Source organism: Pseudomonas sp. A1230 (genome assembly GCF_044218825.1).
Lineage (GTDB): Bacteria > Pseudomonadota > Gammaproteobacteria > Pseudomonadales > Pseudomonadaceae > Aquipseudomonas > Aquipseudomonas iridis.
Map to the genome: position 1 here is coordinate 820,897 of NZ_CP162582.1, position 13,716 is coordinate 834,612.

The 13,716-nt window shown below is 61.6% G+C and carries 15 protein-coding genes and 1 riboswitch; of the genes, 13 read left to right on the forward strand and 2 right to left on the reverse strand.

Translation table 11 applies throughout. The features are described 5' to 3' along the window. The first annotated feature begins 65 nt into the window (after positions 1 to 65). Together AB4P97_RS03895 and AB4P97_RS03900 are read left to right on the forward strand one after the other, a co-directional pair. Positions 66 to 683: a C40 family peptidase gene (locus AB4P97_RS03895; RefSeq protein ID WP_042558311.1), complete on the forward strand. Its 618-nt coding sequence runs from the start codon at positions 66 to 68 to the stop codon at positions 681 to 683. Between the two features lie 220 nt (positions 684 to 903). Then, positions 904 to 1,440, forward strand: a complete 537-nt coding sequence (locus tag AB4P97_RS03900; protein WP_047300311.1) for a C40 family peptidase — start codon at positions 904 to 906, stop codon at positions 1,438 to 1,440. A gap of 133 nt (positions 1,441 to 1,573) precedes the next feature. Here AB4P97_RS03900 and AB4P97_RS03905 read toward each other — a convergent pair whose 3' ends face one another. Then, positions 1,574 to 2,887 carry a sorbosone dehydrogenase family protein gene (locus AB4P97_RS03905; RefSeq protein ID WP_261736965.1) on the reverse strand — a complete coding sequence of 438 codons (1,314 nt, stop codon included), beginning with the start codon at positions 2,885 to 2,887 and terminating at the stop codon, positions 1,574 to 1,576. Between the two features lie 66 nt (positions 2,888 to 2,953). After that, on the reverse strand, positions 2,954 to 3,538 hold the full coding sequence (locus AB4P97_RS03910; protein ID WP_042558314.1) for a hypothetical protein: 585 nt from the start codon (positions 3,536 to 3,538) through the stop codon (positions 2,954 to 2,956). A gap of 163 nt (positions 3,539 to 3,701) precedes the next feature. Further along, positions 3,702 to 3,928, forward strand: a riboswitch (cobalamin riboswitch). Positions 3,929 to 4,008: 80 nt separating this feature from the next. Between AB4P97_RS03910 and cobO the strand changes: the two genes are divergently transcribed. The 11 genes from cobO to AB4P97_RS03965 all read left to right on the forward strand — a co-directional run bounded on the left by cobO (position 4,009) and on the right by AB4P97_RS03965 (position 13,673). After that, positions 4,009 to 4,620 (forward strand): cob(I)yrinic acid a,c-diamide adenosyltransferase, encoded by a 612-nt coding sequence (gene cobO, locus AB4P97_RS03915; RefSeq protein WP_042558315.1) that lies wholly within the window; start codon positions 4,009 to 4,011, stop codon positions 4,618 to 4,620. Next, positions 4,617 to 6,143: a cobyrinate a,c-diamide synthase gene (locus AB4P97_RS03920; RefSeq protein ID WP_395602089.1), complete on the forward strand. Its 1,527-nt coding sequence runs from the start codon at positions 4,617 to 4,619 to the stop codon at positions 6,141 to 6,143. Before cobO ends, AB4P97_RS03920 begins: the two co-directional genes overlap by 4 nt. Further along, complete coding sequence (bluB, locus tag AB4P97_RS03925; protein WP_042558316.1) at positions 6,140 to 6,790, forward strand: 5,6-dimethylbenzimidazole synthase; 651 nt, start codon at positions 6,140 to 6,142, stop codon at positions 6,788 to 6,790. The genes AB4P97_RS03920 and bluB overlap by 4 nt, the downstream gene beginning before the upstream one ends. Continuing rightward, positions 6,787 to 7,695, forward strand: a complete 909-nt coding sequence (gene cbiB, locus AB4P97_RS03930; RefSeq protein WP_042558317.1) for an adenosylcobinamide-phosphate synthase CbiB — start codon at positions 6,787 to 6,789, stop codon at positions 7,693 to 7,695. The genes bluB and cbiB overlap by 4 nt, the downstream gene beginning before the upstream one ends. Next, positions 7,688 to 8,680 carry a threonine-phosphate decarboxylase CobD gene (gene cobD, locus AB4P97_RS03935; RefSeq protein WP_042558318.1) on the forward strand — a complete coding sequence of 331 codons (993 nt, stop codon included), beginning with the start codon at positions 7,688 to 7,690 and terminating at the stop codon, positions 8,678 to 8,680. The genes cbiB and cobD overlap by 8 nt, the downstream gene beginning before the upstream one ends. Next, positions 8,677 to 10,179 carry a cobyric acid synthase gene (locus tag AB4P97_RS03940; RefSeq protein ID WP_047300317.1) on the forward strand — a complete coding sequence of 501 codons (1,503 nt, stop codon included), beginning with the start codon at positions 8,677 to 8,679 and terminating at the stop codon, positions 10,177 to 10,179. Before cobD ends, AB4P97_RS03940 begins: the two co-directional genes overlap by 4 nt. An 86-nt stretch (positions 10,180 to 10,265) precedes the next feature. Continuing rightward, positions 10,266 to 10,787, forward strand: coding sequence for a bifunctional adenosylcobinamide kinase/adenosylcobinamide-phosphate guanylyltransferase (gene cobU, locus AB4P97_RS03945; RefSeq protein ID WP_047300318.1), 522 nt, complete (start codon positions 10,266 to 10,268; stop codon positions 10,785 to 10,787). Next, positions 10,784 to 11,839 (forward strand): nicotinate-nucleotide--dimethylbenzimidazole phosphoribosyltransferase, encoded by a 1,056-nt coding sequence (gene cobT / locus AB4P97_RS03950; protein ID WP_395602090.1) that lies wholly within the window; start codon positions 10,784 to 10,786, stop codon positions 11,837 to 11,839. Before cobU ends, cobT begins: the two co-directional genes overlap by 4 nt. Beyond that, a complete protein-coding gene (gene cobC / locus AB4P97_RS03955; RefSeq protein WP_042558322.1) occupies positions 11,836 to 12,411 on the forward strand; it encodes an alpha-ribazole phosphatase family protein in 576 nt (191 codons plus the stop codon). Before cobT ends, cobC begins: the two co-directional genes overlap by 4 nt. Before the next feature lies 1 nt (position 12,412). Further along, positions 12,413 to 13,144 (forward strand): adenosylcobinamide-GDP ribazoletransferase, encoded by a 732-nt coding sequence (locus tag AB4P97_RS03960; RefSeq protein ID WP_042558323.1) that lies wholly within the window; start codon positions 12,413 to 12,415, stop codon positions 13,142 to 13,144. 124 nt (positions 13,145 to 13,268) lie between these two features. Next, complete coding sequence (locus AB4P97_RS03965) at positions 13,269 to 13,673, forward strand: MarR family winged helix-turn-helix transcriptional regulator (protein WP_042558324.1); 405 nt, start codon at positions 13,269 to 13,271, stop codon at positions 13,671 to 13,673. The last annotated feature ends 43 nt before the right edge of the window (positions 13,674 to 13,716 follow it).

Below are 13,716 nucleotides of genomic sequence, written 5' to 3' on the forward strand. Positions count from 1 at the left end.
TGCAAATGAGGTTGATAGCGGGCATAGTCTCGCCTTCTTTACAACTATCAGCCACGGTCGTGCCCATGCTAAAGCGCTTCGCACCCCTCGTGCCTCTCGCACTCGTCACCCTGTTATACGGTTGCGCTGCTCATTCTCCAGTTCAAGAGCAGCCTCAGCAGGTCAAGAATTCCGTCACTGCCCAGTCTTCCGTTATTTACCAGGAAGAGCTGGACACCGAAAAAGAACTGTCGGATTTCAACGGCAACAAGCCTTACCAGCTGCCAGTTCTGGCCGACAGTATCCTCGAGCGCGGCATGTCCCTGATCGGTACCCGTTACCGTTTCGGCGGTACCTCTGAAGCCGGTTTCGATTGCAGTGGTTTCATCGGCTACCTGTTCCGCGAAGAAGCTGGCATGAACTTGCCACGCTCGACTCGCGAAATGATCAATGTGGATGCGCCGCTGGTTTCGCGCAAAAACCTTGAGCCGGGCGATCTGCTGTTCTTCGCCACCAATGGTCGTCGCGGCCGTGTCAGTCACGCCGGGATCTACCTGGGTGACAACCAGTTCATTCACTCCAGCAGTCGTCGCAGCGGCGGTGTTCGCATCGACAGCCTGGGTGACAGCTACTGGAGCAAGACCTTCATCGAAGCGAAACGCGCTCTGGCCAACGCTCCGACCGTCGTCACCGCTCGCAAGTAATTCCCCGATGCCGCGGCGTTCGCAGCGGCAATCAGGCTTCCGGCAACGGAGTAGACCTAGACTTTACAAGGTGAAGTTAAAGTCTTACTTGAAGTTTGCCGCGTAGCCGCTAGAATCCTGAATCTATATTGATGGCAAACCGCCTGCGTGCTGACGCAGGCGGTTTTGTTTTCTGCCCCTCCGGCAGAAAAAGCCGCAGCCAGATCAGGATGTTCTGCTTATGACCATGTCGGCCCGCCTCACATTGATCTTTTTTGCAGCGCTGCTCAGCGCCTGCGCCAGCCGTACGCCGCCACCAGCACCCGTGGTGCGCGCTCCGGTGGTATTCGGCCCCTCGCAATCATTCTCGCCCGCTGCTGAAGACGTGCTGTTTCGCGCGCTCGGTCTGGTGGGCACGCCTTATCGCTGGGGCGGCAATACGCCGGACTCGGGATTTGATTGCAGTGGGCTGATCGGTTTTGTTTACCGTGATGCGGCGGGTATTTTGCTGCCAAGAACCACACGCGATCTGATCGTGATGCAGGCGCCGAATGTGGGTAAGGAAGGTTTGCAGACAGGCGATCTGATCTTCTTCGCCACCAATGGCGGTTCGCAGGTCAGCCATGCGGGAATTTATGTCGGGGAAGGGCGCTTCGTGCATGCGCCGGCAACCGGCGGCACGGTGAAGCTCGATAGCCTGTCGAAGGCGTATTGGCAGAAAGCTTATCTGAGTGCCAAGCGGGTGTTGCAGCCGGAACATCTGGCGCATAACCCATAACAAGGACAACACCAAACCCAATGTGGGAGCGAGCCTGCTCGCGAAAGCGGTGTATCAGCCAACTCAATGTTGACTGATATCACGCCTTCGCGAGCAGACTCGCTCCCACAGTTGTTTCAGGGCGCATCTAAAATCACTTGGTGGCCGATACTCGCCACACTTTGTTCCCTACATCATCAGCCACCAGCAAGCCACCTTGCTGGTCGATCACTACGCCCACCGGGCGACCCAGTGCGTTCTCGTCCTTGTCGAGAAAACCGGTCAGTACATCCACTGGCTGGCCTGTTGGTTTGCCCGCCGCGAACGGTACGAAAATCACTTTATAACCACTGTGCGGCTTGCGGTTCCAGGACCCGTGCTGGCCGATAAATGCGCCTTCCTTGAACTGCGCAGGCAGCTTGTTGCCCTCGGCGAACGTCAGACCCAGCGAAGCTGTATGCGGGCCAACGGCGTAGTCCGGCGCAATGGCTTTGGCGACCAGGTCGGGGTTCTGCGGCTCGACGCGCACATCGACATGCTGGCCGTAATAGCTGAACGGCCAGCCATAGAAACCACCGTCCTTGACCGAGGTGATGTAGTCCGGCACCAGATCGCTGCCGATTTCGTCGCGCTCGTTTACTGCGGTCCACAACGCGCCACTGGTGGGCTCCCACGCGAGGCCGTTGGGGTTGCGGATGCCCGATGCGAAGATGCGGTGATTGCCGGTTGCGCGGTCCACTTCCCAGATTGCGGCGCGGCCTTCCTCTTTATCCAGACCGTTTTCGCCGACGTTACTGTTCGAGCCGACCGTGACGTACAGTTTGCTGCCGTCCTTGCTGGCGATGACGTTCTTGGTCCAGTGATGGTTGAGCGTGCCGCCAGGCAGATCGACAACCTTGATCGGCTGCGTCTTGATTTCGGTTGCGCCGGGTTCGTAGTTGAAGCGCAGCAGGCGATCGGTGTCGGCGACGTACAGGTCGTTGCCAACCAGCGTCATGCCGAACGGTGAATTGAGGTTTTGCAGGAATACCGTGCGCGTTTCAGCCACGCCATCGTGGTCGGCATCGCGCAGCAGGGTAATGCGATTGGGGCTTGGTACGCCGGCGCCGGCCTTGCCCATGACTTTTTCCATGACCCAGCCGCGCACGCCTTTGCTGTCATCAGGTTTGGGCGGTGCGTTGGTTTCTGCTACCAGCACATCGCCATTGGGCAACACGTAGAGCCAGCGCGGATGATCAAGGCCTTCGGCAAACGCGGCGACTTGTGTGCCTGCCGCAGCGGTCGGTTTACCGCCCGCGGGCCAGCCGACCGCCGGGGCGATATTCACCGTCGGGATCAGGGTTTTGTTCGGTTCGGGCAGTTTCGGTGACGGGCCGGTGCCGTCGATGACCTGCAGGCTGGACGATTCACCACAGGCGGCGAGCCCCCCGGCGAGGGCGATGACGAAAACGAGTTGGGGCTTGCGCATTGCTGATCTTCCCTATGAATGCATTCCTAGTCATAGAGGATCGCACAAGCCCGATGGTTCAACTGCTCAGCCGCGGGCTTCTTTGAACAGCAAGGCAATGCCCGGGTGATAGTTACCGGCCTCATTGCGCAATTTGCGATAGGCGTAGGGGAAATACCAGGCAACGGCGCAGGTGTGTTCCTTTTGCAGGTCGTCGACCATGTCCTGCAATTCTTCCGGACTGGCGCTGTGCTGGGCTTTTTGCGGGGCGACAAACAGGCAGCCGAGCTTGAGGTCGCTGGCGTAGCTGATGCGTTTGGCGTCGTGGGTGATATCCAGCAGGGGTTGAGTCAGGTTGAGGTTGTTGACGCGTGGCCAGCGTTGCGTGGCCTGGATAAATGCGCGGTCTTCGGCACCCGCCAGAAACAGATCGGCGCGGGCGTTGCGCTCGCCTTCCTCGTTCTGCTTGCGGGTGGCGGTGTCGCGCAATGTCACCAGTTCGGCCATCCATGCAGCCGCGCAGAGCAATCCGAGATTGGCTTTCTCGTCGTGCCAGTAGGGCGTGTCACTGTCGCCGCGCACGGCGTTGTAGCGGTCGATACAGTCAAACCAGCGTTCTAGTACCGGGCGCAGGAATTCCAGGCGCGGATTGCTGATGATCATGCCTTGCATGGTAATCATCCTTATTGTTGTGGTGTGCTTTTGCGGTAAAAGCATGGCTCTTTGATATCATTTGTTTCAGCGTGGCACAAGATTGGCGTCAGATAATTGATCGGCGGCAGTTATTCGCCCGATCCCCCCCTCTTTAATTGACGCTCCACCCCCAACCCTCTAACCTTCGCGGCTTGTTTCAGGTGCTCTGTGACCTGCGTCGACAGAGTGAAACAGGGAAGCCGGTGAGGGTTGTTTTCAAGCGAATAACAACCACGATCCCGGCGCTGCCCCCGCAACGGTAAATGAGTGAAAACTGCGTCTTGTGCCACTGCTTAACAGCGGGAAGGCGCGCAGTCAGGCGAACGCCGCTCATGAGCCCGGAGACCGGCCTGATCCATCCAGCGGCATCACGGTGGGCGATGCCAGGCTTTTTGCCGTCTATTCTTGTGCCTGCCCGCCGTTATCCAGCCTCAACGGAGAGCTCCCCCATGACTGATTCCCCCGAGCGTGACGAACGCCACCTGGCGCGTATGCAGCGCAAAAAAGCCGTGATCGATGAACGCATCGCCAACTCCCCCGACGAGTGCGGCCTGGTGCTGGTGCTGACCGGTAACGGCAAAGGCAAAAGCAGCTCGGCGTTCGGCATGCTCGCCCGCGCCATGGGCCACGGCATGCAGTGCGGCGTGGTGCAGTTCATCAAGGGTCGCAACAGCACCGGTGAAGAGCTGTTCTTCCGCCGCTTTCCAGAGCAGGTGCGTTTTCACGTGATGGGCGAGGGCTTCACCTGGGAGACTCAGGATCGCCAGCGCGACATCGCTGCCGCCGAAGCTGCGTGGGCGGTGTCGCGCGAGTTGCTGCGTGATCCGGCGATCGGTCTGGTGGTGCTCGATGAATTGAACATCGCCCTCAAGCACGGCTACCTCGATCTCGATCAGGTGCTGAGCGATTTGCAGGCGCGTCCGCCGATGCAGCATGTGATCGTCACCGGTCGCGGGGCGAAGCCGGAAATGATCGAGATGGGAGACACGGTCACCGAAATGGGCATGCTAAAACACGCCTTTCAGGCTGGCATCAAAGCGCAGAAGGGCGTCGAACTTTGAATCAGCCACGTCACTGCCCGGCGGTATTGATCGCCGCGCCGGCCTCCGGTCAGGGCAAGACCACCGTTACTGCCGCGCTCGCTCGTTTGCATCGCAATCAGGGGCGCAAGGTGCGCGTGTTCAAATGCGGCCCGGACTTCCTCGACCCGATGATCCTCGAGCGCGCCAGCGGTGCGCCGGTTTATCAACTCGATATGTGGATGGTCGGCGAGCAGGAAAGTCGTCGCCTGTTGTGGGAAGCCGCCGGCGAAGCCGATCTGATTTTGATCGAAGGCGTGATGGGACTGTTTGACGGCACACCGTCGAGCGCTGACCTGGCGCGGCATTTCGGTGTACCGGTGCTGGGCGTGATCGACGGCACCGCGATGGCGCAGACGTTTGGCGCATTGGCGCTGGGCCTTGCGCGTTATCAGCCGGACTTGCCGTTTGCGGGCGTGCTGGCCAATCGCGTGGGTACCTTGCGTCATGCGCAACTGCTTGAAGGCAGCCTCACCGAGGGTTTGCGTTGGTACGGCGCGCTGTCCCGCGAGACCGGGATCGAGCTGCCGAGCCGTCATCTGGGTCTGGTGCAGGCCAGCGAACTGAACGACCTGGATGTTCGCCTCGACGCCGCCGCCCAAGCGCTTGCCAGCAGTTGCGAGGTAGCGCTGCCACCGGCCGTGGAGTTCGCGGCGCCGGAAGTGATCGTTGCCGAACCGTTATTGCAAGGTCTGCGAATCGCTATCGCCCATGATGAGGCGTTTGCCTTCACCTACGGCGCCAGCCTCGATTTGCTGCGGGCGATGGGCGCCGAGTTGAGTTTCTTCTCGCCGATCCGCGACACGCAATTGCCTGAGGCGGACAGTCTGTATCTGCCGGGCGGCTACCCGGAATTGCACCACGTGGCGTTGTCGCAGAACACCGCGATGCTCGACGCGATCCGCGCGCACCATGCGGCGGGCAAACCATTGCTGGCCGAGTGTGGCGGCATGCTTTATCTGCTCGATTCGCTGACTGATATCGAAGGCACCCGCGCCGAACTGGTCGGTTTGCTGAGCGGCGATGCGGTGATGCAAAAACGTCTGGCGGCGTTGGCGCTGCAAGCGGTTGATCTGCCGGAGGGCTCACTGCGTGGGCACACTTATCATCATTCCCTGACGACGACTGAATTGACCCCGATTGCTCGCGGCCTTAGCCCGAATGGCGGGCGTGGGGCGGAGGCGGTTTATCGCGATGGGCGAATGACCGCTTCTTATGTGCACTTCTACTTTCCGTCGAACCCTGCGGCTATCGCAGCACTGTTTGCGCCTCAACTTGAGGCCGCCATCGCTGGCAAGCCAGCTCCCACAGTGGGCGGTGTAGTGCCTGAAGATTCGCAATCCCATGGGGTAACTGGCAAGTCAGCTCCAAAAGGGAGCGGCGGAGTGCCTGAAGAATCGCAATCCCATGGGGTAACTGGCGAGCCAGCTTCCACAGTGGGTGGTGAAATGCCTGAAGAAACGCCATCCCCTGTGGGAGCTGGCTTGCCAGCGATGGGGCCATGACAGACAACGCATTCTCCGAAGCCGAACGCGCAGCGGTCTACAAAGCTATCGCCGAGCGCCGTGACATGCGCCACTTCACCGGTGGCAGCGTCGCGCCGGAACTGTTGCGGCGCTTGCTCGAAGCCGCGCATCAGGCCCCGAGCGTCGGCCTGATGCAGCCCTGGCGCTTCATTCGCATCAGCGACCGAGCCTTGCGCGGGCAGATCCAGAACCTGGTGGAAGAAGAACGCATCCGTACCGCTGTTGCCCTCGGCGAGCGCAGCGATGAGTTCATGACACTCAAGGTCGAAGGCATCAATGATTGCGCGGAAGTGCTGGTCGCCGCATTGATGGACGATCGCGAAAAACACATCTTCGGTCGCCGCACACTGCCGGAAATGGACATGGCGTCACTGTCCTGTGCGATCCAGAACCTGTGGCTGGCGTCCCGCGCCGAAGGTCTGGGCATGGGCTGGGTCTCGCTGTTCGAGCCCCAGGCGCTGGCCGATCTGTTGAAACTGCCGGAAGGCGCCAAGCCACTCGCGGTGTTGTGTCTGGGCCCGGTCAAGGAATTCTATCCGGCGCCGATGCTGGTGCTTGAGGGGTGGGCGCAGGCGCGTCCGCTCAATGAGTTGCTGTATGAAAATTATTGGGGAGTGAGTCAATGAGTGTGGCGTTGTTGAGTGTCGCCGCAGTGGCGCTGGATGCGCTGCTGGGTGAACCGAAACGCTGGCATCCGCTGGTGGCGTTCGGCAACTTTGCCGGGCGCATCGAGCAACGTTTCAACGCCGGTGGCCGTGGCTGGCGCAGTCATGGCGTCACCGCGTGGGTAATCGCGGTGTTACCGCTGACGTTGCTCGCCACCGCGTTTTCCTGGGCGCCTTATGTTGGCTGGATCGTCGAGATACTCGCGCTGTATTGCGCCCTCGGCATGCGCAGCCTCGGCGAGCACGTCGAGCCGGTGGCCAAGGCGTTGCGCGCCGATGATCTGGATGAGGCGCGCAAGCGTGTCGGCTATCTGGTCAGCCGCCAGACCAGCGAACTCGACAGCACTGCGGTTGCCCGTGCTGCTACCGAATCGGTGCTGGAGAATGGCAGCGATGCGGTGTTTGCCGCATTGTTCTGGTTTGCCGTGGCCGGCGCGCCGGGCGTGGTGCTCTATCGCTTGAGCAATACGCTTGATGCGATGTGGGGTTATCGCAACGAACGTTTCGAACGATTTGGCTGGTGTGCGGCAAAAATCGACGACGTCCTCAACTACATTCCCGCGCGCCTCGTGGCGTTGACCTACGCGCTGCTGGGCAAAACCCGACTGGCCCTCAAGTGCTGGCGTACACAGGCGCCAAAATGGGACAGCCCCAACGCCGGCCCGGTAATGGCGGCAGGCGCGGGCGCGCTGGGCGTGGAACTGGGCGGCCCGGCGATCTATCACGGCGAACTGCATGAGCGTCCGCAACTCGGCGAGGGCACACCTGCCGATGCCGATTCCATCGACCGTGGCTGGCAATTGGTCCAGCGCGGGGTATGGTTATGGCTGCTGATTCTTTGCGTGGGAGCTGAATTCTATGCTTGAGCACGGTGGCCGACTGCGCAAGGCTGCACTCGATCACGGCATCGCCGAGGCTGATTGGCTGGATCTTTCCAGCGGTCTGGCGCCATGGCCGTTCCCGATCCCGGATATTCCGCTGCGCGCCTGGGCACGCTTGCCGGAAACCGACGATGGTCTGGAGCAGGCGGCGTGTGATTACTACGGTGCGGCGCAGGTGTTGCCGGTGGCCGGTTCGCAAATGGCCATTCAGTTGCTGCCGCGTTTGCGCCGGGCCGGCAAGGTCGGCGTGTTGTCGCCGTGTTATGCCGAGCACGCCGAGGCGTGGCGCCGCAGCGGTTACATCGTGCGCGAAGTGCTGGAGCAGGAAGTCGAGTTCTTTATCGACAACCTCGACGTACTGGTGGTGGTCAACCCGAACAATCCCACGGGCCTGAGCCTGACCCCGGCGCGTTTGCTCGACTGGCATGCGCGGCTGGCGCAGCGCGGTGGCTGGCTGGTGGTCGATGAAGCGTTCATGGACAACACGCCACAATTGAGTCTGGCCGCGCACACGCATTTGGTGGGTCTGGTCGTATTGCGTTCGTTTGGCAAGTTCTTCGGTCTGGCCGGGGTGCGACTGGGCTTTGTGCTGGCCGAGCGCAAATTTCTTAAACTGCTCGCCGAACAGGTCGGGCCGTGGGCGGTCAGCGGGCCGACCCGGGTGCTCGCCCAGGCCTGTCTGCAAGACACCGAAGTTCATGCACGCCAGCGGATACGCAGCGATGAGGCGAGTGAGCGGCTGGCTGTGTTGCTGGCGCGATACGGCTTCAACCCCCAGGGCGGTTGCGCGCTGTTTCAATGGTTGATCACCGATCAGGCGCAAGCGCTGTACGAATTCATGGCCCGACGCGGCATCCTCCTGCGCCTCTTCACGCACAACAGCAGTTTGCGTTTCGGCCTGCCTGCCGATGCCGCTGAAGAGGCGCGCCTCGAACAAGCGCTGCAAGCGTTCGCCAAGGAAACCCAATGACAACCCTGATGGTGCAGGGCACCACTTCCGACGCCGGTAAAAGCACACTGGTGACGGCACTCTGCCGCTGGGCCACCCGTCAGGGTGTAGCAGTGGTGCCGTTCAAACCGCAGAACATGGCGCTCAACAGCGCGGTGACGGCTGATGGCGGCGAGATCGGTCGCGCGCAAGCGGTGCAGGCGCAAGCGGCGAATCTTGAACCGCACACCGACATGAACCCGGTGCTGCTCAAGCCGAACAGCGACACCGGCGCGCAAGTGATCATCCATGGCCGCGCCGTCACCAGCATGAACGCCGTCGCCTATCACGACTACAAAGCCATCGCGATGCAAGCCGTGCTGGCCTCCCACGATCGCCTCAGCGCCGCGTATCCGTTGGTGATGGTCGAAGGCGCAGGCTCGCCAGCGGAGATCAACCTGCGCGCCGGCGACATCGCCAACATGGGTTTTGCCGAGGCCGTGGATTGCCCGGTGCTGCTGATTGCCGACATCAATCGCGGCGGAGTTTTTGCCCATTTGGTCGGTACGCTGGAGCTGCTGTCGCCGAGCGAACAGGCGCGGGTCAAAGGCTTCATCATCAACCGTTTTCGCGGCGACATTGCGTTGCTGCAACCGGGCCTCGACTGGCTGGAACAGCGCACTGGCAAACCGGTGGTGGGCGTGTTGCCGTACGTGATGGATCTGCATCTTGAGGCCGAGGACGGCATCGATCAGCGTCAGACCGACAAGGCCGAACACGTACTGAAAGTCGTGGTGCCGGTGCTGCCGCGCATCAGCAACCACACCGATTTCGATCCGCTGCGTTTGCATCCACAGGTCGATCTGCATTTTGTCGGCCCGGGACAGGCGATTCCGCCGGCCGATCTGATCATTCTGCCGGGCTCGAAAAGCGTACGCAGTGATCTGGCCTATCTGCGGGCCAATGGCTGGGACACAGCGATCAGTCGCCATTTGCGTTATGGCGGCAAAGTGCTGGGTATTTGCGGCGGTCTGCAAATGCTCGGCGAGCAAGTGCACGATCCGCTGGGTCTTGAGGGCGCGCCCGGTTCCAGTGCCGGTTTGGGTTTACTGGCCTTCGAAACGCAGCTCGAAGCCGAGAAGCAATTGCGCAATGTGCGCGGTCGTCTGGCGCTGGAAGATGCCGAAGTCAGCGGCTACGAAATTCATGCCGGTGTGACCACCGGGCCGGCGCTGGAGAACGCGGCGGTACGGTTGGATGATGGTCGTTGTGACGGTGCGCAGAGTGCTGATGGTCAGGTGTTCGGCACCTATCTGCATGGCTTGTTCGAATCGCCGGCAGCCAGTTCGGCGTTGCTGCGTTGGGCCGGGTTGAGCGATGTGCAAACGGTGGATTACCACGGGTTGCGTGAGCGCGATATCGAGCGCTTGGCGGATCTGGTGGAGAAGCATCTGGATACCGGGTTGTTGCGGCAACTCTGTGGGATCCAGGGTGAATGTCATGGCCCCATCGCTGGCAAGCCAGCTCCCACAGGGGGCTGAGGTGATCCGGCTAACGCGATCACTGTGTTAGCTGGCCGCCAGCGACGGGGCCGGTTGCCTCAACAGATAATTTTCAGGATGTCTCCATGCTTCAGCTGATCCTCGGCGGCGCCCGCTCCGGCAAAAGTCGCCTCGCCGAAAAACTCGCGACTGACAGCGCGTTGGCCGTCACCTACATCGCCACCAGCCAGCCGCTGGACGGTGAAATGAGCGAGCGTGTCGCCCATCACCGCGCGCGCCGTCCTGTCGAATGGGCACTCATCGAAGAGCCGCTGGAACTCGCCCGCATCTTGCGTGAAAACGCCAGCGCCGAGCGCTGCCTGCTGGTCGATTGCCTGACGCTGTGGCTGACCAATCTGCTGATGCTCGAAGACGCCACGCGCCTCGCCGCCGAACGCGAGGCCCTGCTGGACTGCCTGGCGTCACTGCCGGGCGAAATCATTTTTGTCAGCAACGAGACCGGAATGGGTGTCGTGCCGCTGGGCGAATTGACTCGCCGCTACGTCGATGAAGCCGGTTGGCTGCATCAAGCCCTGGCTGAGCGCTGTCAGCGTGTCGTGTTGACCGTCGCCGGCCTGCCCCTGACCCTGAAAGGACCTGCGTTATGACTCAAGCCTGGTGGCTCAATCCGTGTAAAGCGGTGCATGCCGATATCGTTGAACAAGCGGCGGCACGGCAACAGCAACTGACCAAACCGGCCGGTTCGCTGGGGCGTCTTGAGTCGGTGGCGGTGCAACTGGCCGGCCTGCAAGGGCAGGTCAAACCGACGCTTGCGCAGGTCTGGATTGCGATTTTTGCCGGTGACCACGGTGTGGTCGCTGAAGGCGTGTCGGCATTTCCGCAGGAAGTCACCGGGCAGATGTTGCTCAACTTCGTCAGCGGTGGCGCGGCGATCAGCGTGCTCGCGCGTCAACTCAATGCGCAGCTGGAAGTGGTGGATCTGGGCACGGTGACGCCGTCGCTGAACCTGCCGGGCGTGCGCCACTTGAACATCGGCCCGGGCACGGCAAATTTCGCCAAGGGCGCGGCGATGACTCAGGCCCAGGGCGAATTGGCGTTACAGGCTGGTCGCGACAGCGCGCTGCGGGCGAAAGCTGCTGGCACTCAGCTGTTCATCGGCGGGGAAATGGGCATCGGCAACACCACTGCGGCAAGTGCCCTGGCCTGTGCCTTGCTCGATTGCCCGGTGATGCATCTGACCGGCCCGGGTACTGGCCTGAACGCCGAAGGCGTCAGCCATAAAGCGCAAGTGATCGAGCGCGCCCTGGCCCTGCACGCGGCCCAGCGCGGTGATGCATTGCAGGCGCTGTTCAACGTGGGCGGTTTCGAAATCGCCGCGCTGGTCGGCGCGTATCTGGCCTGTGCGCAGGAAGGTATCGCGGTATTGGTCGACGGCTTTATCTGCACAGTCGCTGCGCTGGTGGCGGTGCGTTTGAATCCTGCCTGTCGCGAGTGGCTGCTGTTCGGCCATCGCGGGGCCGAGCCGGGCCATCGTCATGTGCTGGAAACCCTGAGCGCCGAACCTTTGCTCGAACTGGGCCTGCGCCTGGGCGAGGGCAGTGGTGCGGCGTTGGCGGTGCCGTTGTTGCGTTTGGCGTGTGATCTGCACGGGCAGATGGCAACGTTCGCGGAAGCGGCGGTGGCGGATCGTCCGGCATGACCTTGCGACTTGATCTGCTGCGCCATGGTGAAACCGAACTCGGCGGTGGTTTGCGCGGCAGCCTCGACGATGCGCTCACCGAAAAGGGTTGGGCACAGATGCGCGAAGCGGTGCTCGAAGGGGGGCCGTGGGATCGCTTGGTCAGCTCGCCGTTGCAGCGCTGTGCGCGGTTTGCCGCAGAGTTGGGTGAGCAGCTGAATCTGCCGGTGCATCTGGAAAAGGATCTGCAAGAACTGCATTTCGGCGCGTGGGAGGGGCAGAGCGCGGCGGCGCTGATGGAGACGGATGCCGAAGCGTTAGGGCTGTTCTGGGCCGATCCGTATGCGTTTACGCCACCGCAGGGTGAGCCGGTCAGCGATTTTTCTTCGCGAGTACTGACGGCCGTCGCACGGCTGCAAGCAGCGTACGCTGGCGAGCGCGTGTTGCTGGTCAGTCATGGCGGTGTCATGCGTTTGTTGCTGGCGCAGGCGCGGGGATTGCCGCGTGAGCAATTGCTCAACGTCGAAGTGGCGCACGGTGCGCTGTTTTCGCTGAGTGTTGAAGCCGATGGTTCACTCAAGGAAGGTCGCTGACATGTTGCCGCTGTGGATCGCTCTGCAATTTCTCAGCAGTCTGCCGATTCGTCTGCCGGGGATGCCGGAGCCCGGGCAACTGGGGCGTTCACTGCTGTTCTATCCGCTGGTGGGATTGCTGTTCGGGGTGATTCTTTGGGGGCTGAACCTGGCATTGGCGGGCGCGCCGCTGCTGTTGCATGCGGCATTGCTGTTGACGATTTGGGTATTGCTCAGCGGCGCATTGCACCTTGATGGCCTGGCGGACAGCGCCGATGCCTGGCTCGGCGGTTTCGGTGATCGCGAGCGTACGCTGACGATCATGAAAGATCCGCGCAGCGGGCCGATTGCGGTGGTGACGCTGGTGCTGGTGTTGCTGCTCAAGTTTGCCGCGTTGCTGGCGCTGATCGAGCAGCAGCAAGGTCTGGTGCTGATCATAGCGCCGCTGCTTGGGCGCGCGGCGTTGCTGGGGTTGTTTCTGACCACGCCGTACGTGCGCAAGGGTGGGTTGGGGCAGGCACTGGCCGATCATCTGCCGCGCAAGGCGGGATGGTGGGTGCTGGGCGGTAGCGCGCTAGCCTGCGTGGCGATTGCCGGGTCCCAGGCGATTATTGCGCTGCTGGTGGCGGTCGGCGTATTTATCTGGCTGCGGCATGTGATGATGCGGCGGTTAAGCGGCACGACCGGAGATACCGCCGGGGCGCTGCTGGAATTGCTGGAGATGGCGGTGCTGGTTGGAATCGTGCTGCTTTAACGTCAAAAGATCGCAGCCTTCGGCAGCTCCTACAGGGTAGGCATCCCAATGTAGGAGCTGCCGAAGGCTGCGATCTTTTGATCTATAACTTGATTTAACACAGTCGCGGGTATATACACGCATCATGCTTCCTTCTCAGTGTTTGTGCACCAACCTGCGTCGCGCCGCTCGTGGCGTCAGCAGGCATTACGACGGCGCTCTCGACGGCTTCGGGATCAACGTTGCCCAGTATTCTTTGCTGTGCAATCTGCAGCGTCTGGATCAGCCGAGCATTTCCGAACTCGCCGAAGCCATGGGCCTGGATCGCAGCACCCTCGGGCGCAATCTGCGGGTGCTGGAAGGCGAAGGGCTGGTGGCGCTGGCTGAGGGCGAAGACATGCGCAATCGCATCGTCTGTCTCACCGAAACCGGTGCGCAACGTCTGGCAGCAGCCTTGCCGGCCTGGGAAGCGGCGCAACAGCGATTGATTGATCGTCTGGGCGCCGAGAAGCGTGAAACCTTGCTGAAATTGCTCGACGAACTGGCTTGATGCCAGTTCGTTCGGGCTCAAGCGGGTATATACCCGCGACTGG